Source organism: Bacillus sp. BB081, assembly GCF_008368895.1.
Classification (GTDB): domain Bacteria; phylum Bacillota; class Bacilli; order Bacillales; family Bacillaceae_G; genus Bacillus_A; species Bacillus_A wiedmannii.
In genome coordinates, this window is sequence record NZ_QOZX01000057.1 from 23,868 (window position 1) to 48,012 (window position 24,145).

The 24,145-nt window shown below is 36.0% G+C and carries 26 protein-coding genes; 14 read left to right on the forward strand and 12 right to left on the reverse strand.

The genetic code is table 11. The features are described from left to right. Positions 1 to 322 precede the first annotated feature (322 nt). The 4 genes from DN394_RS22050 to DN394_RS22065 all read right to left on the reverse strand — a co-directional run bounded on the left by DN394_RS22050 (position 323) and on the right by DN394_RS22065 (position 3,528). On the reverse strand, positions 323 to 442 hold the full coding sequence (locus DN394_RS22050) for a YfhE family protein (protein ID WP_000358487.1): 120 nt from the start codon (positions 440 to 442) through the stop codon (positions 323 to 325). Between the two features lie 110 nt (positions 443 to 552). After that, entirely contained in the window at positions 553 to 1,110 is a 558-nt protein-coding gene (locus tag DN394_RS22055) for a GNAT family N-acetyltransferase (RefSeq protein WP_098664416.1), read from the reverse strand. A gap of 241 nt (positions 1,111 to 1,351) precedes the next feature. Continuing rightward, on the reverse strand, positions 1,352 to 2,482 hold the full coding sequence (locus DN394_RS22060) for an amidohydrolase (protein WP_000698306.1): 1,131 nt from the start codon (positions 2,480 to 2,482) through the stop codon (positions 1,352 to 1,354). Positions 2,483 to 2,622: 140 nt separating this feature from the next. After that, positions 2,623 to 3,528 (reverse strand): TIGR01777 family oxidoreductase, encoded by a 906-nt coding sequence (locus tag DN394_RS22065; protein ID WP_098954005.1) that lies wholly within the window; start codon positions 3,526 to 3,528, stop codon positions 2,623 to 2,625. Positions 3,529 to 3,609: 81 nt separating this feature from the next. Here DN394_RS22065 and recX point away from each other — a divergent pair, with 81 nt between their 5' ends. Both recX and DN394_RS22075 read left to right on the forward strand, forming a co-directional pair. Continuing rightward, positions 3,610 to 4,422: a recombination regulator RecX gene (gene recX, locus DN394_RS22070; protein WP_000268506.1), complete on the forward strand. Its 813-nt coding sequence runs from the start codon at positions 3,610 to 3,612 to the stop codon at positions 4,420 to 4,422. Between the two features lie 10 nt (positions 4,423 to 4,432). Next, entirely contained in the window at positions 4,433 to 4,750 is a 318-nt protein-coding gene (locus tag DN394_RS22075) for a YfhH family protein (RefSeq protein ID WP_001057030.1), read from the forward strand. A 64-nt stretch (positions 4,751 to 4,814) separates the two neighbouring features. On the opposite strand, the gene DN394_RS22080 is transcribed toward DN394_RS22075, so the two are convergent. After that, on the reverse strand, positions 4,815 to 4,967 hold the full coding sequence (locus tag DN394_RS22080) for a YpzG family protein (protein ID WP_000122093.1): 153 nt from the start codon (positions 4,965 to 4,967) through the stop codon (positions 4,815 to 4,817). 46 nt (positions 4,968 to 5,013) lie between these two features. Continuing rightward, a complete protein-coding gene (locus DN394_RS22085; protein ID WP_000517891.1) occupies positions 5,014 to 5,172 on the reverse strand; it encodes a small, acid-soluble spore protein K in 159 nt (52 codons plus the stop codon). 123 nt (positions 5,173 to 5,295) lie between these two features. Between DN394_RS22085 and DN394_RS22090 the strand changes: the two genes are divergently transcribed. Further along, entirely contained in the window at positions 5,296 to 5,562 is a 267-nt protein-coding gene (locus DN394_RS22090; RefSeq protein WP_000997857.1) for a YfhJ family protein, read from the forward strand. Positions 5,563 to 5,586: 24 nt separating this feature from the next. Here the strand turns inward: DN394_RS22090 and DN394_RS22095 are convergent, their stop codons facing one another. Next, the gene (locus tag DN394_RS22095; RefSeq protein ID WP_046953680.1) at positions 5,587 to 6,567 is read right to left on the reverse strand and encodes a metal-dependent hydrolase; all 981 of its coding nucleotides are present in this window, start codon (positions 6,565 to 6,567) and stop codon (positions 5,587 to 5,589) included. 150 nt (positions 6,568 to 6,717) lie between these two features. Between DN394_RS22095 and mutY the strand changes: the two genes are divergently transcribed. Then, complete coding sequence (gene mutY, locus DN394_RS22100) at positions 6,718 to 7,815, forward strand: A/G-specific adenine glycosylase (protein WP_046953679.1); 1,098 nt, start codon at positions 6,718 to 6,720, stop codon at positions 7,813 to 7,815. A 35-nt stretch (positions 7,816 to 7,850) separates the two neighbouring features. Here mutY and DN394_RS22105 read toward each other — a convergent pair whose 3' ends face one another. After that, positions 7,851 to 8,075, reverse strand: coding sequence for a hypothetical protein (locus DN394_RS22105; RefSeq protein WP_141475251.1), 225 nt, complete (start codon positions 8,073 to 8,075; stop codon positions 7,851 to 7,853). Positions 8,076 to 8,200: 125 nt separating this feature from the next. On the opposite strand from DN394_RS22105, the gene DN394_RS22110 reads away from it, so the two are divergent. The 4 genes from DN394_RS22110 to DN394_RS22125 all read left to right on the forward strand — a co-directional run bounded on the left by DN394_RS22110 (position 8,201) and on the right by DN394_RS22125 (position 11,528). Continuing rightward, the gene (locus DN394_RS22110; protein WP_000039039.1) at positions 8,201 to 8,482 is read left to right on the forward strand and encodes a gamma-type small acid-soluble spore protein; all 282 of its coding nucleotides are present in this window, start codon (positions 8,201 to 8,203) and stop codon (positions 8,480 to 8,482) included. 188 nt (positions 8,483 to 8,670) lie between these two features. Further along, positions 8,671 to 8,931, forward strand: coding sequence for a YgaB family protein (locus DN394_RS22115; protein ID WP_000997583.1), 261 nt, complete (start codon positions 8,671 to 8,673; stop codon positions 8,929 to 8,931). A 251-nt stretch (positions 8,932 to 9,182) separates the two neighbouring features. Further along, on the forward strand, positions 9,183 to 9,713 hold the full coding sequence (gene ntdP / locus DN394_RS22120; RefSeq protein ID WP_000506626.1) for a nucleoside tri-diphosphate phosphatase: 531 nt from the start codon (positions 9,183 to 9,185) through the stop codon (positions 9,711 to 9,713). 54 nt (positions 9,714 to 9,767) lie between these two features. Next, complete coding sequence (locus DN394_RS22125) at positions 9,768 to 11,528, forward strand: ABC transporter ATP-binding protein (protein ID WP_097914585.1); 1,761 nt, start codon at positions 9,768 to 9,770, stop codon at positions 11,526 to 11,528. A 15-nt stretch (positions 11,529 to 11,543) separates the two neighbouring features. Here DN394_RS22125 and DN394_RS22130 read toward each other — a convergent pair whose 3' ends face one another. From DN394_RS22130 to hemL, 3 genes are all read right to left on the reverse strand, one after another. Then, positions 11,544 to 12,632, reverse strand: coding sequence for an aromatic acid exporter family protein (locus DN394_RS22130; RefSeq protein ID WP_000765792.1), 1,089 nt, complete (start codon positions 12,630 to 12,632; stop codon positions 11,544 to 11,546). 259 nt (positions 12,633 to 12,891) lie between these two features. Continuing rightward, entirely contained in the window at positions 12,892 to 17,328 is a 4,437-nt protein-coding gene (locus DN394_RS22135; RefSeq protein ID WP_097914582.1) for a glutamate synthase-related protein, read from the reverse strand. Positions 17,329 to 17,526: 198 nt separating this feature from the next. After that, entirely contained in the window at positions 17,527 to 18,825 is a 1,299-nt protein-coding gene (hemL, locus tag DN394_RS22140; protein ID WP_000673249.1) for a glutamate-1-semialdehyde-2,1-aminomutase, read from the reverse strand. 127 nt (positions 18,826 to 18,952) lie between these two features. On the opposite strand from hemL, the gene DN394_RS22145 reads away from it, so the two are divergent. From DN394_RS22145 to perR, 6 genes are all read left to right on the forward strand, one after another. Next, a complete protein-coding gene (locus tag DN394_RS22145) occupies positions 18,953 to 19,966 on the forward strand; it encodes an ABC transporter ATP-binding protein (protein ID WP_000843640.1) in 1,014 nt (337 codons plus the stop codon). Then, the gene (locus tag DN394_RS22150; RefSeq protein WP_097914579.1) at positions 19,959 to 20,750 is read left to right on the forward strand and encodes an ABC transporter permease; all 792 of its coding nucleotides are present in this window, start codon (positions 19,959 to 19,961) and stop codon (positions 20,748 to 20,750) included. The genes DN394_RS22145 and DN394_RS22150 overlap by 8 nt, the downstream gene beginning before the upstream one ends. A gap of 4 nt (positions 20,751 to 20,754) precedes the next feature. After that, positions 20,755 to 21,540, forward strand: coding sequence for an ABC transporter permease (locus DN394_RS22155; RefSeq protein ID WP_000639386.1), 786 nt, complete (start codon positions 20,755 to 20,757; stop codon positions 21,538 to 21,540). A 72-nt stretch (positions 21,541 to 21,612) separates the two neighbouring features. Beyond that, complete coding sequence (locus tag DN394_RS22160; protein ID WP_000964347.1) at positions 21,613 to 22,017, forward strand: potassium channel family protein; 405 nt, start codon at positions 21,613 to 21,615, stop codon at positions 22,015 to 22,017. 44 nt (positions 22,018 to 22,061) lie between these two features. Beyond that, positions 22,062 to 22,517 carry a thioredoxin-dependent thiol peroxidase gene (gene bcp, locus DN394_RS22165; protein WP_046958137.1) on the forward strand — a complete coding sequence of 152 codons (456 nt, stop codon included), beginning with the start codon at positions 22,062 to 22,064 and terminating at the stop codon, positions 22,515 to 22,517. 298 nt (positions 22,518 to 22,815) lie between these two features. Then, a complete protein-coding gene (gene perR, locus DN394_RS22170; RefSeq protein WP_000237829.1) occupies positions 22,816 to 23,244 on the forward strand; it encodes a peroxide-responsive transcriptional repressor PerR in 429 nt (142 codons plus the stop codon). 223 nt (positions 23,245 to 23,467) lie between these two features. On the opposite strand, the gene DN394_RS22175 is transcribed toward perR, so the two are convergent. Continuing rightward, positions 23,468 to 23,824: a YgzB family protein gene (locus tag DN394_RS22175; RefSeq protein ID WP_000025063.1), complete on the reverse strand. Its 357-nt coding sequence runs from the start codon at positions 23,822 to 23,824 to the stop codon at positions 23,468 to 23,470. Between the last annotated feature and the right edge of the window lie 321 nt (positions 23,825 to 24,145).

A 24,145-nucleotide genomic window follows, 5' to 3' on the forward strand; every position in this document is an offset into this window, starting at 1 on the left:
TAAGATAAAGTAGTAACTTATCCACATGAAGATTACGCTTTCATTAAACAGTAAAGTCGAAATATTAACAACTATATCCACATTGTCCACAATTTTTAGAAAACTATCCACAATTCTAACATTTACTATGCGTTACAACATATAAACTTGTGAAGGGTTTGTTGAATTTATTCACAATTCTATAAATTGTGTGGATAACTTTATCCACACAAAAAAGGTTCCTTATTTATAAGGAACCTTTTTGTCTATTCTATCACGTAGAAAAAATATGTAATGAGAATGAATAATTAGGGGGGAAAACGTCTAATTATTCATTCTCACTTTAAATACTTTTCGAGCGATAACCCGCTGCGCGATCTGCTTTGCGAAATTCTCGTTGGTAAAGAACTTCTTGTGTACTAGATAATGTGTTTTTTGTTTTGTCACGTTTCTTTTTATCCATTACAAATCACCTCGTGTCCTAAAGTCACTATCTATCGTTTCCAAAGACATAGGGTGATATACGTATATGGCAAAATGTTAATGATTAATTATTTTTTCTAAAAATTTAGATTATGCTTCTTTTAATTGGTGAGTATCTTGGAACGTTGTATCTCGCATTGTAGCAAGTGTATATTGATCTTTTGGGATTTCATATAAGTTATATACTTCTTCATTTGCGTTAATTTCATCATAAACAGCTTTTCTTGTTTCGTTTGCTAGATTTACATATTGTAGTTTTTCGGCAGCTTTAATAGAACGAATATTTATTTTACGAATACGCATAAAGATTGTTTCAATATCTAATTCATAGAAAAGTTCACTAAAAAATGAATCTTTCGCCAATTTATTATAGCCTTTTCCATGATAGGGTTTGCCAAGCCATGTTCCGAGAAATCCGGCTTTTTCTTGCACATCAAATAAAGTAATTGTTCCGATAGGGTTACCCCATTCATCTAAAATTGTGCGTGAAATTAATTCCCCACGCTCTTCAGCTTCAATCGTTTGTTTCGTTAAAAATAAATACTCTTCATAAGAATAAGCCTTTTGACGCACAAAAGGGAAGACAGCTGGGTCCACCATTAACTCGTATAGAACGTGGCTGTCGTGTAAGTCGCGTTTTTTCAACATACTAACTCCTCCTCACACGAGGGTAGCATGACGAAAAAACACCCCACCCTCGAAATTTTTATATCAATCTTTAAAAAATTTCGGGGTGGGAATCGAACCCACTAGAACCAGTTTCTAACGCTGGTGGCGCACCATTTGCCTTCCCCATTCATCAATTTGAAAATGATAATCACGACACAAATTGATTATGGTTTCATTCAGTTTATAATCGTATAATACTTTATCTAGTCAAAAAAATAAACTAGTTTTTTTTATTTTTTTTGTAAATTATTTTTCCATCAATCATGGTTAGTACAGGCTTGGCTAAATAATGGAAAGGATGATGAGTCCATAACACGAGATCAGCGTCTTTTCCAACCTCAATGCTTCCAATTCTATCCTCTAAACGTAAATTTCGTGCTGGAAATATGGTGATTCCTTCTAGTGCAGTTTTTTCGTCTAATCCTTCTCTTACTGCGACAGCAGCACAAATATTTAAATATTGAATTGGTGTATAAGGGTGATCTGTTGTTATAGAAACTTCCACTCCATTTTTCGATAATATATGGTAAGTATCCCATGTTTTGTTTTTAAGTTCGATTTTAGAACGGCGTGTAAGAGTGGGGCCAACTGAAACCTTCAAATTGTGTTTCGAAAGCTCTTCAACAATAAAGTGTCCTTCTGTACAATGTTCAATACGTAAATCGAGATTGAACTCTGTTGCAAAGCGTAGAGCAGAACTAATATCATCTGCTCGGTGAGCGTGGATACGTACGGGTATTTCGCGGCGTAATGCTTTTAAGATAGGAAGCATTCGAAAATCAGCTTCATGCCCGTAGTGCTGTGCTTCATAGAATGATTCCCGAAGTAATCCCATAATTCCCATACGTGTTATGGATTCTTTTGTTCCATTACTATGGACCTTTTTAGGATTTTCTCCAAAGGCAATCTTTAAGCCGGCAGGTTCTTGAATAATCATATGATCAATACAAGTTCCAGCTGTTTTTATTACACAAGTCGTACCACCGATAATGTTTTGACTTCCTGGCATAACGTGAACAGTTGTGATTCCGTTTTGTACAGCATCTTGAAATGCAATATCAAAAGGGTGGATTCCGTCCAAAGAACGGATATGTGGTGTTGAAACTTCAGATGTTTCATTTGCATCATTGCCAGCCCAACCAGTACCTTCATCATAGAGACCAAGATGAGTATGGACATCAATAAATCCAGGTAAAAGATGAAGAGCACGAGCGTCTATAACTGTCATATCTTGAGTAGGTTGAATGGAAGGCTTGACCTCGGCAATTCTTTCTCCTATAACGAGTACATCCCCTTGAAATTTTTGGGATGTAATAGGATAGACAATGGCTTGTTTGAGCAATATTTTCATAGGTACCTCATTTCTGTTACTTTACAATGTTAATGGAATTTAAGGGAAAGTAACTGAAAGGTTATTTGTGTAATAATGCTCCGGATTCTAGAAAATGAAAGTTTTGAAAGGGGACCCTGTAAAACTGTGTTTTAGAAGTACTACATTGTATGCGAAAGTATATTTTGTAATGCATGGTCTATTGCCGGAAATGTGTATTGATACCCATGTTCAATTGCTTTACTAGGTAATACATGTTGTCCTTCGAGTACAAGTATACTCATCTCACCTAATAAAGTGTGAAGCATAAATGAAGGGACAGGTAACCAATGAGGTTTTTTCATTATAGTTGCAATGGTTTCTCCAAATTCCTTCATTCTTATAGGTAGGGGAGCTGTGATGTTAAAAGGGCCATCAATTTCTTCTTTGTGTATGATGAAATCAATTAGGCGAACGACGTCGTCTATATGAATCCATGATAACCATTGGTTTCCAGATCCAATTGTACCTCCAATATAGAATTGATAGGGGAGTAGCATTTTGGGAAGAGCTCCTCCGTCTGCGCCTAATACAACTCCAAGTCTTGCGTAGATTGTTCGCATTCCAAGAGAACGTGCTTTAGATGCTTCTTGTTCCCATGAATATACTGTATTTGCTAAAAAGTCATTTCCAGGAATCTCATGCTGTTCTGTAAAAGACTCAGTTTCAGACGTTCCATAGTATCCAATAGCACTTGCGTTAATAAATGTATTTGGCTTTGTACCAAGTGTTTGCAATTGTTTAATGAGTCCTTTTGTTGTTTGAATTCGACTGTTTAAAATGGATTCCTTTTGTTTCTTTGTCCATCTACTATTAATAGACTCTCCAGCTAGATTAATAACTACATCGATAGAAGAGAGGGGGAAGGTTTGTAAATCTGGTGTCCATTCTACATACTGAAGGTTAGGATGGGAAGTTTCAGTAGTTTTGTTTCGAGTAAGAATGTAAACATTATATCCTTTTTGAATAAAAAAAGTAGAAAGGTATTTACCGATAAAGCCGGTACCACCAGAAATTGCGATTCTCACAATTATTTCCTCCTCATTATATATATTCTTGAAAAGCAAAAACGTTCCTTGACTATGTTAAAATAATAGAGAGGTGAGAGTATGGCTGTCATTACAAAAATAGAAGTGCAAAAACGATCGAAAGAACGATTTAATATTTATATTGATAAAGGTCAAGGTGAAGAATACGGATTTAGTGTGGATCAAGTAATCTTAATGAAACATGGATTACAAAAAGGATTAGAAATTGATGAAATAGCGTTAGGGAATATTTTATACAATGAAGAGGTACAAAAAGCATATTTACAAGCAATTTCCTATCTATCCTATCAAATGAGAACAAAAAAAGAAGTAGAAGACTATTTACGAAAAAAAGAAGTGGGACAGGCCGTCATCTCTGAAGTCGTTTCGAAATTATTACATGATCGATATATTAATGATAAAGAGTACGCTGTTTTATATACGCGAACGCAAAGTAATGTGAATCGAAAGGGTCCGACTGTTATTAAAAGAGAGTTATTAAATAAAGGTGTTCAGGATCTAATCATTACACATAGTTTACAAGAATATCCGAAGGAAAAGCAAATTGAGAATGCTTTACTTCTTATAGAAAAGAAGAAAAGGTCTTATCAAAAGCATTCCTTTTTACAAATGAAGCTAAAGTTAGACGAAATGCTTGTTCGTAAAGGATATTCTAGAGATGTGATTCAAATTTGTTTGGAAGAATTGAAAGACGAAAAAGATGACGAACAGCAACAAGAAGCGTTACACTATCATGGGAATAAATATTATGAGAAATATAAGAAGTATGATGGATGGACATTCGAAAATAAGATGAAACAAGCGTTATATCGCAAAGGGTTCTCTATTGATGAGATAGAGATATTTTTGCAGATGAAACGTGAAGAGGGATGAGGGGAATAAGATGAATATGCCAAAGCGCTACAGTGAAATGACACCACATGAGCTAAGGGAAGAAATTGGGGTTTTGAAAGAGCAAGCAATAAAGGCAGAGCAGCTTGGTATTGTAAATGAGTTCGATGTATTAATGCGAAAGATGGCAATGGCTCGTGCTTATATGACTGATATAAACAAATTTCATATTGGTGAGACATATGAATTAGTAGAAGAACCTGGTATATTATTTGAAATTACGTATTTCAACGGGGTATTTGCTTGGGGACATAAGCAAAATGATAATGAAGAGATTGGAATACCGATTTCTTTATTGCAAGAAAAATGAAAACCAGAGAGCGAATATCTCTCTGGTTTTCATCTTTGGTAGGCGTTACAGGAGATAGGAGATTCTAAAATTGGCGTTTTTTACATTCATTCGCCAGTATAATGAGAGACTGGGTTTGTTGCGTCTGTCCGTTAACTTGCGCTTTTGCATGTTTCGGACGAGTCCACGTATGGTTAAATAATTCAGAACGACTATCTAAGCGATCACGGTAGCTCATCTTTATCACCTCGTGTAGGAAGTTAATTTTTTAGGTTGTACCTGAACTATTCTTCCTGCTGATTTGCAGCACGCATACGTTCTTGTGGGTGCGTGTTAATTGTGCCGTTAGGTCGTTTCGAAGCGAAGCGTGATTTCGCTTTCGGCTGACCATCGATTTTGCTGTTGTTTTTTGACTCAGACCAAAATTCGGCTTGTTTACCCATTGCGAACGCCCTCCTCATCATCAGTTGATACCTCTTTAAGAAGTATCACTTATAGAATGTGCAAAATAGAGGAAACTATCCTTTAGAAATTAAGGGAATAAATAGGTAAAAGGAGAATAGAACATGAATGATATTCACGAAACATTAACAAAAGAATTATTAGACAAAAATGACAAACTTTCTTACGCACAAGCTCGTGCGTGGGTTGAATTATTGTGGGAAGACTTTCAAACAACTTATGCTAAATCAGGTCGTTATCAAGGTGATGAAATGACTGAACAAGTGGTACGAACATGGATTAATAATCATGGAGGTCGCCTTCATGAAATGCGTACAAATAATCCGAAATATAGCCATTTAATCAATCAAGAAGATCATTTGAAACATTAAAAAAAGCGACTTAAGTCGCTTTTTTTAATGTGGAAGTAATTCCAGTTTTTTTCGAAGTTTTTCTTCACTAAAAATCCATCCTGTATAGGAACTAATAATATTTAAATTGTGGTCGAGTTGAACGATTGCAACGAATGGATAATAATCTTTACTGCGATAGCGCAAATCAATGAAGCGAACTTCGTAATAATGATCATAATCGAAAATGTCCCAGCGATACACAGGGGAGAAAGATAGAAATGCTGAGATGTTTTCATCTTGTTTAGCTGCGCGCATAATAGTATTATCTGGGAACGGTACCCGGTCGAACTTATCATATATCATGATGTTACCACGATGCCATCTAGCAACGTAGTAATAATCAGTTGTAACGATTGCTAAATGATAATGATAAAATCTGTAAGAAGGGGAAATGATTATTTTCTCCACATGATTGAAACGTTTATATACGACGCTACGTATGTTTCTATGCATCATAATCCGTCCGATATAGTAAATAATCATCAATATATACGCTGCTAAAGCAGTATACCCTTTATGGGAACCTACAAGCATACAAGCAATCGCGAGTAGGTGGATAAAGAAAATGACGGTATCAAATGTATTAATGATGCCGAGTGCTACCCATTTTTTTGTGAAGGGCCGTAATGCCTGTGTACCGTAGGCGTTGAAAATATCTACAAAGACATGAAGAAAGACGGCAATAAATGACCAAAGTAGTAGATGCAAATATGGAGCGTCTGAAAAGAAGGCGAAAGAGATGCCACTTATAAGGAATGACCAAAGAATCACTGCAGGAATGGAATGAGTAATCCCGCGATGATTTCTTATATATTTAGCGTTATTACGCAATTTTAAAACTGTATCGATGTCAGGAATATTGGAACCGGCAATTGTAGCAAGCATAACTGCTTGTGGCCCAATATCACTTTGTGCTATGGCTGGATCTAACATTGCCAAACTGCCTAGAGTAACGCCCATAACAAGGTGAGTGGCTGTGTCCATAGAAATCCACCTCCGTTTTTTTATTAATGTAACTCTTTTTATTCGATACCTCAAGTCCTTTGCCTTCTATTTCCTATGTCATCTTACTTAAATTTTTTCCTAAAATCTTTATAATAGTACTTATATGCAAAAAAATGAGGGGGATCAAGTTTGACACTTGAAATATTAAATAATTTTAACATAGAGCAGTTTCAAAATGATTTAATTGGTTGGTTTGAAAAAGAGCAACGCGACTTACCGTGGCGTAAAAATAAAGATCCATACCGCGTCTGGGTTTCGGAAATTATGTTGCAGCAAACGAGGGTAGAAGCTGTAAAACCATATTACGCGAATTTTATGGGGAAGTTTCCTACTCTAGAAGCTTTGGCAAATGCTGGTGATGAAGAAGTGTTAAAAGCATGGGAAGGTTTAGGGTATTATTCTAGAGCACGAAATTTACATGCGGCTGTAAAAGAAGTGAAAGAAGTATACGGCGGGATAGTACCGAGTGATGTAAAGAAAATTGAAAAATTAAAAGGGGTTGGCCCATATACAAAAGGTGCTATTTTAAGTATCGCATATGGTATACCAGAGCCGGCAGTTGACGGAAATGTTATGCGTGTATTATCTCGCATTTTATCAGTATGGGATGACATTGCAAAACCGAAAACTAGAAAAGTGTTTGAAGAGATTGTACGTGAAATTATTTCGGCTGAAAATCCATCTTATTTTAATCAAGGTTTGATGGAATTAGGTGCACTAATTTGTATTCCCAAAAATCCATCTTGCTTACTTTGTCCTGTACGTGAACATTGCCGAGGATATGCTGAAGGTGTTCAAAAGGAGTTACCAGTAAAAAGTAAAGCGAAGGCTCCTACAATGGTACCGATTGTTGCAGGGGTACTTCAAACAGAAGATGGTCGTTACGTCATTAATAAACGTCCAAGTACCGGGTTATTAGCTAACATGTGGGAGTTTCCAAATGCTGAACTTGGGGAAGGGATTCGGAATCAGAAAGAGCAGCTTACAGATTATATGAAAGAAAAATTTGAGCTCTCGATTTCTATTGAAGAATACGCAATGAATGTACAACATACATTTACACATCGCACTTGGGATATATTCGTATTTTACGGAAAAGTAACTGGTGATATTGTTGAAACAGATACATTGAAATTTGTATCGAAAGAAGCATTTGAGCAGTTACCATTCTCGAAATCGCATCGTACGATTTATGAGAATTGCGTTGAGAAAATTACAATGCAATAAATTAAAAAAGTGTTCCCTAGATTGGGAACACTTTTTTAATCGTAAGAAATTTTTGTCCCATGAGTCCAATTAGCTTCACCTTGTTGTAAGCCACCTCTTGATTCAATTTCTACTACAATTTCTTTATAGATACTTTGACCTTCTGAATTTAAATACGGCAAAATCTGTTGTAATGAGTGATGAAAATAAGCTAATTCATCTTCTTTCCATTCATTTTTTGAAATCATCGTTAGTTCAGTCATATCGCGTCCTATATACATACTCCCACCTCCATTTCCTATAGTTTGAATGAGTAATAAGAGATATATGCGAAATTTTTTAAAAAGAAAATTACGGATAGCTTCTAAGTAAATTGGTTACATTATTGGTTGTGGAGGTGAGAAAGATGAGTAAAAAACAACAAGGTTATAACAAGGCAACTTCTGGTGCTAGCATTCAAAGTACAAATGCTAGTTATGGTACAGAGTTCGCAACTGAAACAAATGTACAAGCAGTAAAACAAGCAAACGCACAATCAGAAGCAAAGAAAGCACAAGCTTCCGGTGCACAAAGTGCAAACGCTAGTTATGGTACAGAATTCGCAACTGAAACAGATGTGCACGCTGTGAAAAAACAAAATGCACAATCAGCTGCAAAACAATCACAATCTTCTAGTTCAAATCAGTAATGAAAGAAAAACACTTCTCTAATTCGGGAGAAGTGTTTTCTTTGTGCCTGGGTCATGGTAATGAAAATAAAGTGAACGACATAACTTCTAATAAGTCAACAAATGTAGTCAAAGGAGAAGGAAGGTAAAGATGAGAAATATGTAATGAGGAATAATAACTGATAAATAAGTTCAAAAGGGGGTAAGTAATGAACGATTTTGATAAGTTGGTAGGAGAGCAATTGGAAACGATGGATGAGTTGTTAAAGTTACAAGCTCATCTAGAGAAGTATCAGCAAATTGAAATGAGCGAAAAGGATACGTGCGATAAAAAGGAATTACATTTTATCCGCCAAGAAATATATAGAACAGAATTAGCATTAAAACTGTTACATGAGAAATTTGAAGAGCAAACAAATAGTGTGATTCAATCTTTTGAAACTGAAAAAATGATTTCGAGTTTAGGATAAGGCATATTGTTACCTTCCGGTGAAAGGTCCTTCTTTAGATAGAAATAAGGAAGGGCTTTTTCTATTTCCATTTCCTCGTTTGTAAATCATTCAGCGAAGGCCCCGTCTCCTAAGAAGATTAGGGATATGGTATTCAGTGTGAAAAATAGAGTCTTGTCGCTTTAGTTTTAAAATTTCGACAAAAAAGTTATAATAGAAAAAAAAGTGAATGCAGCTCAAAGGGCATTTGCAGTTGAAAGAAGGGAGTATATATGGGATTTCCCAAAGAAGGAGAAAAAGTACAAATACATAGTTATAAACATAATGGCTCCATTCATAGAATGTGGGAAGAGACAACAATTTTAAAAGGGACACAGAGCCTTGTGATCGGAGCAAATGATCGTACAGTAGTGACAGAATCAGATGGCCGAACATGGATTACTCGTGAACCAGCAATTTGTTATTTTCATGCAAACTATTGGTTTAATGTGATTGGGATGCTAAGGGAAGAGGGAGTATATTATTATTGTAATTTAGGCTCACCTTTTGCATATGATTCTGAAGCATTAAAGTACATTGATTATGATTTAGATATTAAAGTATATCCAGATATGACATATACGCTTTTAGATGAAGATGAGTATGAAAAGCATAGTCAAATTATGCAGTATCCACCTGTTATTGATACTATTTTAAAACGAAATGTAGCACAATTAACACAATGGATTCATCAAAGAAAAGGGCCATTCGCGCCAGATTTCGTAGATATGTGGTATGAAAGATATTTAATGTACAGAAATTAAAACAAACCTGCAGGGGATTTCCCGGCAGGTTTGTCCTATTAGAGGGGGGATTATGTGCAAGGTATAAAAAGATATTTGCAATTTGTTAAACCGTATCGATGGCTTATTGCTATTACAATTATGATTGGTCTAGTTAAATTCGGCATCCCGCTTATTATGCCGTGGTTATTAAAATATATTATCGATGATGTAATTCAAGGCGGAGGGTCACTTCAAGATAAAACATCCCAATTAGTAACAGCCGTTGGGATTGCTTTTTTTATTTTTGCAGTAGTAAGACCGCCAATTGAATATTATCGTCAATATTTCGCGCAGCGTATCGCAAATACAATACTATATGATTTACGAAAACATATTTTTGGTCATTTACAAAAGTTGAGTTTACGCTATTATTCGAATACAAAAACAGGGGAGCTTATTTCACGTGTAATCCATGATGTAGAACAAACAAAGGATTTTGTAATTACTGGTTTGATGAATGTTTGGCTAGATACGGCAACGATTGCTATTGCTATTATTGTTATGTTTTCTATGAATATAAAATTAACATTTGTTGCGTTATTAATTTTACCTATTTATGTAGTGGCAGTGAAATATTTTTTCGGGCGTCTTCGAAAATTAACGAAAGAGCGTTCGCAAGCTTTAGCAACGATGCAAGGGTATTTACATGAACGTATTCAAGGGATGCAAGTGACACGTAGCTTTGCATTAGAAGAGTATGAGGGTAAGCAATTTGAAAAAAGAAATAATGAATTTTTGACGAAAGCATTAACGCATACGAGTTGGACTGCAAGGACATTTTCGGTAGTGAATACGTTAACCGATTTAGGCCCGTTACTGGTGATCGGTTTTGCAGCATATGAAGTAATTCAGGGGCAGTTAACATTAGGGACTATGGTTGCCTTTGTTGGATATATGGATAGTTTGTATAGTCCGCTTCGCCGCCTTGTCAATTCCTCTACAACATTAACACAGTCTTTCGCATCGATGGATCGAGTGTTTGAATTGTTAGATGAAAAATACGATATTGTCAATGTGCCAAGTGCGGTAAAAACGACAAAATTAAATGGTGAAGTGATATTTGATAATGTATCTTTTCGTTACAATTCGGATGAAAAAGAGATATTACATAACCTTTCGTTAACTATGTTGCCAGGAGAGAAGGTAGCACTTGTAGGAGCAAGTGGGGGAGGGAAGTCATCTCTTGCTAGCTTAATCCCACGTTTCTATGATGTTTCTTCAGGTGCAGTTTATGTAGATGGGATAGATGTTAGAAAGTATGATATGAGAAATTTACGTAGTCATATTGGAATTGTACTGCAAGATAATTTGTTATTTAGTGATACAATCGGGGCAAATATTTTATATGGAAACCCGAAAGCTACAGAGGAAGAAGTGATTGCAGCTGCTAAAGCTGCGCAAATCCATGATTTTATTATAGAGTTACCTGATGGCTATAATACTGTCGTTGGGGAACGCGGTGTGAAGTTATCTGGTGGGCAAAGGCAACGTGTAGCGATTGCAAGAGTGTTTCTAAAGAATCCATCGTTACTTATATTAGATGAGGCGACTTCCGCTTTAGATTTAGAAAATGAACGGTATATTCAGCAGGCGCTTCAGACGTTAGCTGCTGATCGGACGACGATCGTAATCGCACATCGATTGGCGACGATTACACATGTGGATACGATTATTTACATTGAAGATGGTGAAATTAAAGAAACAGGTTCTCATGAAGAGTTAATGAAAAAAAGAGGGTTTTATTACAATTTATATCAACTTCAACATATAACAGAAACAGCTCCTTTAGCGTAAAAGGAGCTGTTTTCTTTATTCGTCTTCTTTTTTATCTTCGATTTGGAGTTCTGCTTCTGGTTTATGGTATGTGTAGAAGCTATCCACAAGTAAATCTAAATGCTCTACTTCTTCACTATAGTTAATAATGGCAGAAATAAGAGGGAAAAGGTGTAGCCATGTTTTATACGCTTCCTCATCGTCCTTGTTTTGATAATCCATAAAGATATCAATTAATTCTTGTTTACCTGTTTCAACTTCATCAAGCATTTCAACGGATTGTTGTTTTTTTGCTTTACCAATAAATTTTAATAAAACTTGTTCATGGTAATGGGTTAACGAGTCAAGTTCGTTTTGGATAGATTCCTGAAATTCTTCTGGCATATAGCGCAGTTCATTTTCAGTACGATGTAATGATTTTAACGTACTTAAAGCACGGCTTGTCGTCGCTAACATTTGTCTGAATAAAACGAGCTTACGAATTTTTGCGAACTTTACTTTTTTCGTGTAGCTTCTTTCTTCTTTATACAGCAAATAGTAATGGTTTAGTTTGATCATTTTTTCTTTCATACGATCAATATCAGTTTTTAGCGTTGTAAAATCAGAAGCTTGCCTGCTATTCATTCGAATCCATTTTACAATTTCTTCTGTATTATCAACGATACGATGATATAGTTTTGTTTCGTATTTTGGCGGCATAAACACTAAATTTACAAGTGAAGCCGCAATAATTCCAATCATAATCGTCGCAAAGCGAAGTAAGGCAAAACTAAAGAAATCGTCGCCCTGATACTCCATAATGGCGATAACTGTTACTAAAGCAATTGATATTGTGTTTTCTAATCGTAATTGTAACGTAAGCGCAATTACTAATATACATGTTAATCCAATAATAAAAGGATTATGTCCAAAAGCAGTAGCAAATACGATAGCGAATACCGCACCAATGACGTTTGCTTGAATTTGCTCAAGAGCTGTTAAATACGAGCGGTATACAGACGGTTGAACAGCGAATATAGCTGAGATTCCCGCGAATACTGGACTCGGTAATTGAAGTAAAATACAAGCAAATAAAGCTAATGTGATGGCAATACCCGTTTTTAAAATGCGAGCACCAAGTTTCATACCCTTAATAAGATCCTTTCTCTTGTCATAATGAATGTACAACATGATACTATACATTCATTACAATATGTTAGCAAGTGATATTTTAGTGACGTTAATAAGAAATTAAGATTCATTTTATACTTTTTCCTAATTCTTTTTAAACATCAATTTTTAGTGAAAAAACCTGCTGAATTTCAGCAGGTTTCAAATTGTTACTATAGATTACTATGAGAAGTGTACTTCGTCAATTTTTTCTTGAAAATGAAAAGTTGGTATATCACTCTGTGGAGATAGATGGATCAGCCTGCTCTTTTTTCGGGATAATTTCAAAAAACTGTTGCTGCATATCATCGAGTAACGGTGTTAATAAAGCAACTTCCTCGTATTGCTCATGTTCATTTAATACACGAATGTAATCTACCAATAACTCAGTCACATCTTGCACGCCGTTTTTACTAATTGGTTGTAATGTAACATTTGCCCCTTTTGCGATTCTTCTTTTTAAGGCGTGTTCTGTTAAACCCGAGCTTGAATCATGACGTAAATAAACAACACCACCAGTCATACCAGCACAAATCCATGGACCAGGATCCCCTAAAACAAGCGCTCGCCCATTTGTCATATATTCAAAAGCGAAACCTTTAATATTAGAGTATACACCTATATTCCCTTGCTCTTTTTCACGGAGTGGCTTTGTCATTCGCCCTCCAATTATCATGTCTGCTCCAGAGAGGCGAATGCCAGCGCGAGCATCAGCGTTACCTTGAACGTATAGCGCTCCTTTTTGTGCACCGTACCCAAAACCTTTTCCGACAGAACCGTTATAATATATGCCGTCTTTTCCTTTTGCTTTCGTTATATAAATACCACCACCAAAGGAGGTTTTACCAATACCATCTTGTGCACCGCCATTTACGTGTATAAATAAGTTCTCACTATTATAAGCACCTAATCCATTTCCAGGAATAGAGCCATTCGTATACTTTAATGTAAGTGGTTCAAGCTTCGTGTCTTCATATAATTTACTACGAACGCGATAGCAAGATTCTAGACCACCCATAACGCGTTGCTCTACGCCAACGCCTACTAATTCCTTTGAATGAGGGGAATGAACTGTTTCAAATTGTTTTTCCGGTACGTATTCTGTTTTTGTAACAGATGGGTGTTCTATCGTTTGTAGTAAATTACATAAGTCTAATAAATTTTCGCCTCGAACTTGTTCTAATAAATCGGAATGTCCGACAATTTCTTGTAAATTTGTATAACCAAGATTTCCTGTTAATCGTTTTAGTTCTACGCCAAAAGTGGTGAATAAATGTAATAATCCAGCAACGGCGCTTTCTAATTCGCGCGGGACGAAGCGGCGTAATCCGTGTTCTTTCGCCTGAGCTTCAGAATCGATTTGTGTTGCAATTCCAACGTGACAAGTATCTAGATGACATCCGCGGCAAGTTGTACAGCCGATTGCAATCATGGATAATGTACCAAATCCAATACGGTTTGCCCCAAGGAGCATGATTTTCAAGGCATCATTAACACTTCGAATACCACCGTCAGCCCAAATTTCTACCTTTTGTCTCATATTTGCTTCTAATAAAGCATTGTGAGCGGCTTTCACACCAATTTCTACAGGAAGGCCTACATGTTGCAATGCGTGAATACGTGCGGCACCTGTACCACCATCAAATCCGCTAATGTTAATAAAGTCAGCACCAGCCTTTGCGATACCGACAGCAATTGTTCCAATGTTAGGGACAACAGGGACCTTTACAGCTACTTTCGCAAGTTGATTAGCCGTTTTAATTTCTGTAATCATTTGAGCTAAATCTTCAATGGAATAAATATCATGGTTGTTAGAAGGTGAAATTAAATCAGAGCCAATTGTAGCATTACGCGCTTCAGCGATTTTTGCTGTTACTTTTGAACCAGGCAAATGTCCGCCTTCACCAGGCTTTGCGCCTTGCCCAATTTTTATTTCAATTAAGTTTGATGAATTTAGTAGTTCGGCGTTTACACCAAATCGCCCAGATGCAACTTGTTGTCCACGTGTATGTGGATATTTTCCAATCATATCTTTAATTTCGCCGCCTTCACCGTTCAAGCTAATCATATTTAGCTGATCGGCCGCTTCTGCATATGCACGAAAGGCAATTTCATTTTGAGAACCGAATGACATGGAACTAATAATAAATGGTAAATCATGATTTTGAATGCTGATGGATACTTCTTCGGCCGGAACGACATGTTTTGTTTCTTTCGTTTGAACAAGATGTCTAATCGCGATTGGATTATTTTCTTCTAACTCACTTAATTTGTCACGGTAATCATCATAAGAATTTCCTTTTGCGACATCGCCGATTGCTTTCCAAATTCGCGGGAATATATGAAAAGATTTTCGCATTCTAACTTTAGGATTGTTATAATCATCCGCTCGCAATTGTGCATCTTCAGCAAGTGATTCAAGCGAAAAAGCTAAATCATTTGAACCGAAGAAATTCGTAATTTGTAATATATTTGCGATTTCCTCATGTAATCCGATAGAAGAATAGAGGCGACCGTAACCACGTAATTCATGAATTCCAATTGTTGAAATGACTTTTTCTAGTCCTTTATTAAGAGCATTATACAAATTCGTAATTGGCGTTTTTGTTCCATCATTTACGGTTGCAAATAATAAATATGGATTCATACCATCTGCTCCTAATCCATACAGTGTGACGATATCATGTAAAGAGCGAAGGGCACCAGAACGTATAACGAGAGAGCAGTTTCGGCGTAATTTATTTTCGCATAATACTTGATGTACTTTAGCGGTAACTAAATGCGGATCAATCCATAACTGTTCATTTAGATGAGCGTTGGCATCGTCTATTAATAGTAGGGAAGCTCCATCGTTCACGGCCTTTATCGCTTCAGAACTAATTCGATTTAAGGCGCATTGTAAAGTTTCTGTCGGACTGAATGTAGCAGAGATTGTAGCGATAGAGCTATGAGTATTGAATAGCTGTATAAGTTGTTCGTACGTAATTGTGTGTAATTCCTCTGTAATAGATTGTGCTACACTTCCTTCTAAAATAATGGGGGAAAGCATCTCAACTACAAATGGCCGTTTAGCTCCGCTTAATAAACTTGGGCGCTCTCCAAGTATTGTTCGTGTGGAGAAGTGCTCGACCTCTCGATCACGATCGATTGCTGGATTTGTAACAACGGCTACACTTTCCTTAATGAAATCAGCGATATTTCGTCTATCAGTATCGAGTGCTGCAAGTGGTGAGTCATGCCCAAGTGAGCGAATTGGCTCAACGCCTTTTGTTGCCATCTGTTCAAGAAGCTGAATATGTTCTCGGTCCCATCCAAAAGCAACGTATTGTTTCGTTTCGACTTGTATAGAATCACATAATCCTGGGATTTCTTTCGTTTCAGGGATAGATAAGTTTAAATGATAATCTTTAGTATCAACTCGCTTTTTAAAACGGTTATATACTTGAGTTTGGTAGTCATCGTATTCGTAGAGTACAAGTTCATCTTGTTCATTCCACTTTAGACCGACTTTTTCTCCAGGAGCGAGTGGTTTTGGTTCTGCTACATATTCAGTTGGTGATACAACTCCAGGTTCAGAAGAGAAAACGTAAGAACTCGCTGTCTCTACTTTCCATACTGGTCGTAGTCCAAGGGAATCAACGCTGAAAACAGCCTCATCTTTATAACGTGAAATAATACCAGCTGGACCTTGCGCAAAATGGCCCCAAGCTTCACGTATATACGTATATAAATCTTGTAAATGCGGTTCATATAGTTTCATTTCATTAATAATTGGTGGGAATAGTATATCCATTGCTTCAAATAAACTGTAGTCGTATTGAACAAGTAGAGTTTCTAAGGTGCGGTTTAAATCTTGGGAGTCACTGCCCCCAGCAGTAAGTGGAACATGAATCATGTCAGCTTGATCACGTAATTTTGCAATTGTGTTAATTTCACCATTATGTCCGAGAATGCTAAATGGTTGTACACGAAAAAAATTAGATAATGTATTAGTAGAATAGCGGTTATGTCCTAGTGTCATAGTTGAAGCGATAAGTGGATGTTGTAAATCATTGTAATAGGCAACAAGTGTATCCCCAGCGCCTAGAACTTTATATACAACATGGTCACGACTTAATGAAGCAACATGAATCGCTTCGTTTTCCTCTATTTTTATCGTTACTGAAAATAATGTTTGCTCAACATTTTCAACTTTATTTTCTGCGATAAGAGCAACTTGCCAAAATAAAGGTTCTTCCTGTTTACCAAGTGGACCGAGTGCATCGGAATTTATTACATCATCACTTTCAAAAATAATAGTAAAACTTTCGTTATTTAATTGCGTACGAATATGATTTTTTAAATTAACGATATTTGCGTTTTTGTTTAGAAAAAAATGTCCAACGATAAAGTGGGGATGATCCACAATCGTTGGATTGTATCCGTTATTTTTCAGCTTTTCATTCCAAAGTGCTTTTGGGACATCAATGTGAATTCCGATACCATCTCCTTCACCATTAATGAAACCAGCTCGATGATTCATTTTGACAAGTGATTGTATGCAAAGATCAATGTTTTCTTTCGTGGCAACTTTTCGTTTCTCCATAACGGAAACGATTCCACACGCATCATGTTCTGCATTTTTATAATCTCGAAATAAAGACGGTGTCCATGTATTTGTTTTATTGAGCATCCGTCAATCCCCCCTCTTATTGAAGTTTGAATAATCTTACTATTTAAGGCGTGAGCAGCCTTGTATACAAAGGTAGTAAGGATATAAAAGAAATTTAAACAGATAATTATGAATAATTATACTATTAATGAGGGATTTATGAAATAGAAAAAAGGAAAAAAGAAAGATGTGCTTTCTTTTTTCCTTTTAATGGCGGGATTATTTATTATCCGCTAAAGCAGCGAATGCTCTGCCTACAGCTTCAATTGTATATTCAATATCTTCTTTTGTATGTTCTGTCGTTAAGAACCATGCCTCGTATTTAGAAGGTGCTAAGTTAACTCCTTCTTGAAGCATAAGCTTGAAGAATTTACCGAACATTTCACCGTCTGTATCTTGTGCTGCATCGTAATCTTCAATTGTATTTGTTGTGAAGTATACAGTTAAAGCACCTTTTAGTCGGTTTAATGTAATATCAATATTATGTTTTGCAGCTTGCTCTAAAATTCCCTTTTCAAGCATTGCACCAAGTTCATCTAATTTCTCATAAAGACCTTCTTGTTGAAGAACTTCTAGACAAGCGATACCGGATGCCATAGAAGCAGGATTTCCTGCCATTGTACCAGCTTGATATGCAGGTCCGAGCGGGGCAACTTGTTCCATAATTTCTTTCTTACCACCATAAGCACCGATTGGAAGTCCGCCGCCAATAACTTTACCAAGCGCTGTTAAGTCTGGTGTTACGCCAAGTAAGTCTTGAGCACCACCGTACATGAAGCGGAAAGCAGTAATAACTTCATCATAAATTACTAGTGCACCAGCTTCGTGAACAAGTTCATTCACTTTCTCAAGGAAGCCAGGTTTTGGCTCTACAATACCGAAGTTTCCAACAATCGGTTCTACAAGGATAGCTGCTACTTCGTGTCCCCATTTATCTAAAGCTTCTTTTAAGGTTTCTACATTATTAAATGGAACAGTAATAACTTCTTGAGCGATACTTTGTGGTACACCGGCTGAGTCAGGAGTTCCTAGCGTAGAAGGGCCAGATCCAGCTGCTACAAGTACTAAATCAGAATGACCGTGGTAACAACCAGCAAATTTCATAATTTTTGTGCGGCCTGTGTAAGCACGAGCGACACGAATTGTTGTCATTACTGATTCAGTACCAGAGTTTACGAAGCGTACTTTATCTAATGCAGGCATTGCTTCTTTTAACATTTTTGCAAATTTTACTTCTAGTGCTGTTGGTGTTCCGTAAAGTACACCATTTTCAGCAGCTGTTGTAATTGCTTTTGTAATGTGCGGGTGAGCATGTCCAGTAATAATAGGACCGTATGCTGCTAAATAATCGATATATTTATTTCCGTCTACATCCCAGAAATAAGCACCTTTTCCACGTTCCATAGCAACAGGAGCGCCGCCGCCAACTGCTTTAAAAGAACGAGAAGGACTATTAACGCCGCCAACGATATGTTCTAAAGCTTCTTTATGTAATGCTTCTGATTTTGTGAATTTCACTACAATTCATCTCCTTACAAAAATCTATGTATTATTCTAACATGTTTTTCGAAAAGACGTATTGTTTGTGATAGAGAAGGCAGTTGGGTAAACTATTCGTTGTGACATTTAGGAAGGGGGTCCGATTATGAAATCGGTAATTGAGGTACAAGGGTTACGTAAAGAGTTTACAGCCTATTCAAGTCGTCCGGGATTAAAGGGTGCTTTTCGCGATTTATTAAATCGTAATTATAAAATAGTACCAGCAGTAAATGATGTATCTTTTAATGTGAAACAAGGTGAAATGGTTGGATATATCGGTGAGAACGGTGCTGGTAAATCAACAACTATTAAAATGCTTACGGGGATTTTGACTCCGACATCAGGAGAAATTTTAGTAAATGGGATGAACCCGCATAAGCAGAGAGAAGAATTCGTAAGAACAATTGGTGTTGTTTTCGGTCAACGCTCACAACTTTGGTGGGATATTGCTGTACAAGAATCTTTTCGTTTATTAAAAAAAGTGTACGGTGTATCAGATGCTCAGTATAAAGAGCATATGGAACACGTGATTGAAACGTTAGATATTGGTCCTTTATTAGATAAGCCAGTTCGAAAGTTATCTCTAGGTCAAAGGATGCGTTGTGAATTAGCGGCAGCATTAATTCATAATCCGCCGTTATTATTTTTAGATGAACCAACAATTGGATTGGATGTTCTTGTGAAATTAAAAATACGTGAATTTTTAAAAGAAATGAATGAACGTTACAAAACAACAATTTTATTAACAACCCATGATATTACTGATATTGAAGCTTTATGTGAACGCGTTATCATGCTGGATGAAGGAAATATTATGTATGACGGTTCTTTAAATAATCTTCGTACGCAGTGGGGAGCAGAGAAGGAAATACATTTTCAATTTATTGCACCAGTTTCCTATCAGGCTTTATCAATGGTTATGCCAGATAGTCATGTCGTTTGGTCGAAAGCGAAAGAGGAAAACGCGTGGGTTGCAAAAATACCGAATGAAGAAGTTATCATTTCAATGCTTATTTCTAAAGTAGTACAAGCCTTTCAAATTAAAGATTTAAAAATTAACGAAGTGTCTACAGAGGAAATTATTCGTAACATTTATGAAGAAGGTATTAAACATGGGTAAGTACATTGAAATGATTCGGATTCGCTTTTTAATGATGCTTGCGTATCGTACAAACTATTATAGCGGGATTTTAATTTATACAATTAATATCGGTGCGTATTATTTTTTATGGCAAGCAATTTATAGTGGAAAAGAGAATATTGAAAGTTTATCTATTTCGCAAATGACTACTTATATCGCAATTGCATGGATGGCACGTGCCTTTTATTTTAATAATATAGACAGGGAAATTGCGATGGAGATTCAAGAAGGACGTGTAGCAGTAGAACTCATTCGTCCATATAACTATTTAGGCATGAAAGTGATGCAAGGTCTTGGTGAAGGAATATTTCGTTTTGCTTTCTTTTCAATTCCAGGTATGGTTATCGTTACCTTATTATTTTCATTGCAAATTACAACGAGTTTTCAAACGTGGTTATATTTCTTCTTATCTTTAATATTTAGTTTTATTATTAATACACAAATTAATTTAATGACGGGAATGCTCACGTTCTTCCTATTTAATAATAGTGGAATTATGTATGCAAAACGTGTTGTTATTGATTTATTTTCAGGTCTATTATTACCAATTAGTTTTTATCCGTTATGGGCCCAAAAAGCAATGGTATTTTTACCGTTTCAGGCTATTAGTTATATTCCGAGTATGATTTTTTCAGAAGGTATACAAGGAAGTAAATTGTATGAGGCATTATTATTCCAAGTAATTTGGGCAATTGTACTTATTATTCCAATTGTACTCATGTGGAGAACGGCGAGAAAACGTCTAATTGTACAAGGGGGATGATGAGATGATATATATAAACCTATTTTTGCAATATGCAAGCCAATATATAAAAACAAAATTGGAGTATCGGGGCGATTTTATCGTTGGATTACTTTCTGATTTAGCACTACAGGCTGTTAATTTAATCTTTATTCTCGTTGTGTTTGGGCATACACAAGCATTAAAGGGCTGGAGTAGAGAAGAAGTAATCTTTATTTATGGTTTCTTTTTAGTACCGTTTGCCATATTCTCAGCTTTCTTTAACATATGGGATTTTAATGATCGTTACATTATTAAAGGAGAAATGGATCGTATATTAACGAGACCGATTCATAGTTTATTTCAAATTATATTAGAAAGAATGGAACTTGAATCTTTAATTGGAGCGATTACAGGAATAATTGTAATGGGATATGCAGCAGTGGAGCTGCAATTATCTTTTTACTGGTACGATTTCTTCTTATTCTTACTGATGGTAGGAGGAGGAGCACTTGTATACGGAGGGATATTTGTTACGCTTGCGAGCCTTGGTTTTTGGTCGGATGCGAAAAGTTCAATTATGCCGCTAATGTATAACATAGGTAACTATGGTCGCTATCCTGTTAACATTTATAACCGTGTGATTCGCTTCATTTTAACGTTTGTTTTACCATTTGCGTTTGTCGGAGTGTATCCAGCAGCATACTTTTTAAGAAAAACAGAGTGGAATAGCTATGCATTTGCAACACCACTCGTTGGTGTTATCTGTTTTACGATTGCAATTACTCTTTGGAATCAAGGAGTAAAAAGGTACCGTGGTGCTGGGAATTAATTATAGAAGCTTGTTTGTTTCTAAGGGATAAATCCAATGGCTGTCTCATACATATAAAATGAGGTGGAGGACATGTTATGGGGATTTATTCTATTAATTGCAGCAATTGCTATTTTGAGAAGTGTCCAATTGTTATGGAGTTCATATTCAGATTCTAGGCGTTTCTTTTCGCTTTATAATTTAGCCTCCTTATTTTTAATTTATACAACGGTATTGATTGCGTTTGGGTTAAGTTATGTTGTATTAGAAGAAATGGGTTTTGCAGTTTTGAAAGAAGATGGAGAAAGCTTGCATGCCCAATCTTTTCAACTTGTAGAAATTTGCTTATATTTTAGCGCGGTTACTTTATTGTCCGTTGGGTACGGTGATATAGCTCCGATTGGAATAGGGAGATGGATTGCGATTGCAGAAGCGCTAATTGGATATACATTACCGTTTGCTTTTGTAATGAGGTCTGTAATAGACAATGAAAAATAAGATAGCATTTGATATAGTAAAAGAAAAGAGTAGGAGTGATAACAATGATCACAGTAGGAGAAATGGCTCCAGAATTTACATTAGAGGGAAGTAACGGGGAACAAGTTCGCTTAACTGATTTTCGTGGTAAAAACGTAGTGCTATATTTTTATCCGAAAGATATGACTCCAGGGTGTACAACTGAAGCATGTGATTTTCGCGATGCGTATGGATTATTTCAAGAGAAAGATACAGTTATTCTAGGTGTAAGTCCTGATTCAGCGAACAGACATCTGAAATTCATTGAGAAGCATGAGCTTCCATTTGTACTTTTAGTAGATGAAGATCATAAGGTAGCGGAATTATACGACGTTTGGAAATTGAAAAAGAACTTTGGAAAAGAGTATATGGGAATCGAGCGCTCTACATTCCTTATTAATAAAGACGGTGAGCTTGTAAAAGAGTGGCGTAAAGTGAAAGTGAAAGGACATACTGAAGATGTTCTTTCTTATATAAAGTAAATCCATTGTGGAGATAAAATATATAGAAGTAAGGCGAGTGTCTATACATATTTTATCGTCTTACATAAAGTGAAGTGTAGGGCATACCTCCTCAGATGATAGTATTCCAAGTGCGATTATGTCGCACTTTTTTTCTATGTAAATGTATAGAAAATGGGGAAAGATACATAAGAATAAGGCTGTATATAAAAATAAACCACATACTTATAGTAGAAATATTGACGATTTATAAGAAAAGGAGTACACTCTTTATAAGAATTATAAAATAATAATCCGTATAGAATCGGGGTGCATGACGGTGGTCAAAGAAGAATTAAAAGAAGCGCTAGAAATGCTGAAAAATACGGGTGTACGCATTACTCCACAGCGTCATGCTATTTTAGAGTACCTTGTGGAATCTATGACGCACCCAACAGCGGATGACATTTATAAAGCATTAGAAGGTAAGTTTCCAAATATGAGTGTTGCAACTGTCTATAATAACTTACGTGTATTTAAAGAGGTTGGACTTGTAAAGGAATTAACTTATGGGGACGCTTCAAGTAGATTTGATTATGTTACAAGTCAACATTATCATGTGATTTGTGAAAAATGTGGTAAGATTGTTGATTTTCCTTATGGAGGCTTGGAAAAGCTTGAAGAGGAAGCTGCGAAAACGACAGGCTTCGTTATTAATAGTCATCGCTTAGAAATTTATGGCGTTTGTCCAGAGTGTCATAAGGCGTAATATATAATAAAGAAAGAGGCTGACGGCTATACGTCAACCTCTTTCTTTATTATATATGGTAATTACGTTAGGTTCAGGAGGATTTAAAATGTTAAGTGAAGAACCTAACTTAATTAAGGACAAAGATAAAAGGTGATTTCTTGGTTGAGAAATCACCTTTTTAATGAGTTAAAACTTCTTTAGTTTTGTAAGGCTTCATTTTAATCGCTTTACCCATATATACCTATGATTTATAGCTTTTCTTATTATATTTCTCATCAAATTCTTTTCCCTCTAGATTCCGATCCATCGTTAAAGGTTGATTGCAATGCATACAAGCATCGACACGACCGAGCATTTTTGTTGGCTTATCGCAGCTTGGACAAATAATTTGTACAGTTTTAGTAGATAACATGCCAATCCAAAAGTAAACAACAGTACTAGCGATAACAGCTAAAAAGCCAACCATCATAAATGTCGTCATAATAATAATGTTTTCACGGAAAAAGACACCTAAGTATGCAATGAAGAGGCCGATAAATACTAAACTTAATGCAAAGGTCCGAATTTTATTGATTTTGTTTGAATACTTAATGCTCATTCTCACCACTCCCCTATAACAATAATATAACATAAAATTTAGAATTTTCACTCGTCCGTAAACTTGATAAACCGATAAGATATGAAATATGGAGTATAACGAAGAATGAAGGGAGGCTATAATGATTTTTGGAACATATTTTTAAAGTTTTAACGGGCTGTGAAATTTTTTTGTGAAAAGTATTGACCCTTTATATACTGCATGATATATTAATAACCGTCGCTGATGCGGAAACGCAGAAAACGACAAAAAAGAAATTGAAAAACTTAGTTGACATCGAAAAACGAAGATGTTAACATAAGGAAGTCGCAAATGAGCGAC

Bases quoted from the DNA above. Each gene is read 5' to 3' on its own strand.
- DN394_RS22055 (WP_098664416.1), bottom strand. From the start codon at position 1,110: ATGTTGAAAAAACGCGACTTACACGACAGCCACGTTCTATACGAGTTA.
- DN394_RS22160 (WP_000964347.1), top strand. From the start codon at position 21,613: ATGTTATGGGGATTTATTCTATTAATTGCAGCAATTGCTATTTTGAGA.
- DN394_RS22150 (WP_097914579.1), top strand. From the start codon at position 19,959: ATGGGTAAGTACATTGAAATGATTCGGATTCGCTTTTTAATGATGCTT.
- DN394_RS22060 (WP_000698306.1), bottom strand. From the start codon at position 2,482: ATGAAAATATTGCTCAAACAAGCCATTGTCTATCCTATTACATCCCAA.
- DN394_RS22130 (WP_000765792.1), bottom strand. From the start codon at position 12,632: ATGAAACTTGGTGCTCGCATTTTAAAAACGGGTATTGCCATCACATTA.
- DN394_RS22090 (WP_000997857.1), top strand. From the start codon at position 5,296: ATGAATGATATTCACGAAACATTAACAAAAGAATTATTAGACAAAAAT.
- DN394_RS22135 (WP_097914582.1), bottom strand. From the start codon at position 17,328: ATGCTCAATAAAACAAATACATGGACACCGTCTTTATTTCGAGATTAT.
- DN394_RS22080 (WP_000122093.1), bottom strand. From the start codon at position 4,967: ATGAGCTACCGTGATCGCTTAGATAGTCGTTCTGAATTATTTAACCAT.
- DN394_RS22050 (WP_000358487.1), bottom strand. From the start codon at position 442: ATGGATAAAAAGAAACGTGACAAAACAAAAAACACATTATCTAGTACA.
- recX (WP_000268506.1), top strand. From the start codon at position 3,610: ATGGCTGTCATTACAAAAATAGAAGTGCAAAAACGATCGAAAGAACGA.
- DN394_RS22155 (WP_000639386.1), top strand. From the start codon at position 20,755: ATGATATATATAAACCTATTTTTGCAATATGCAAGCCAATATATAAAA.
- DN394_RS22145 (WP_000843640.1), top strand. From the start codon at position 18,953: ATGAAATCGGTAATTGAGGTACAAGGGTTACGTAAAGAGTTTACAGCC.
- DN394_RS22175 (WP_000025063.1), bottom strand. From the start codon at position 23,824: ATGAGCATTAAGTATTCAAACAAAATCAATAAAATTCGGACCTTTGCA.
- DN394_RS22110 (WP_000039039.1), top strand. From the start codon at position 8,201: ATGAGTAAAAAACAACAAGGTTATAACAAGGCAACTTCTGGTGCTAGC.
- DN394_RS22085 (WP_000517891.1), bottom strand. From the start codon at position 5,172: ATGGGTAAACAAGCCGAATTTTGGTCTGAGTCAAAAAACAACAGCAAA.
- bcp (WP_046958137.1), top strand. From the start codon at position 22,062: ATGATCACAGTAGGAGAAATGGCTCCAGAATTTACATTAGAGGGAAGT.
- ntdP (WP_000506626.1), top strand. From the start codon at position 9,183: ATGGGATTTCCCAAAGAAGGAGAAAAAGTACAAATACATAGTTATAAA.
- DN394_RS22075 (WP_001057030.1), top strand. From the start codon at position 4,433: ATGAATATGCCAAAGCGCTACAGTGAAATGACACCACATGAGCTAAGG.
- DN394_RS22105 (WP_141475251.1), bottom strand. From the start codon at position 8,075: ATGTATATAGGACGCGATATGACTGAACTAACGATGATTTCAAAAAAT.
- DN394_RS22095 (WP_046953680.1), bottom strand. From the start codon at position 6,567: ATGGACACAGCCACTCACCTTGTTATGGGCGTTACTCTAGGCAGTTTG.
- DN394_RS22115 (WP_000997583.1), top strand. From the start codon at position 8,671: ATGAACGATTTTGATAAGTTGGTAGGAGAGCAATTGGAAACGATGGAT.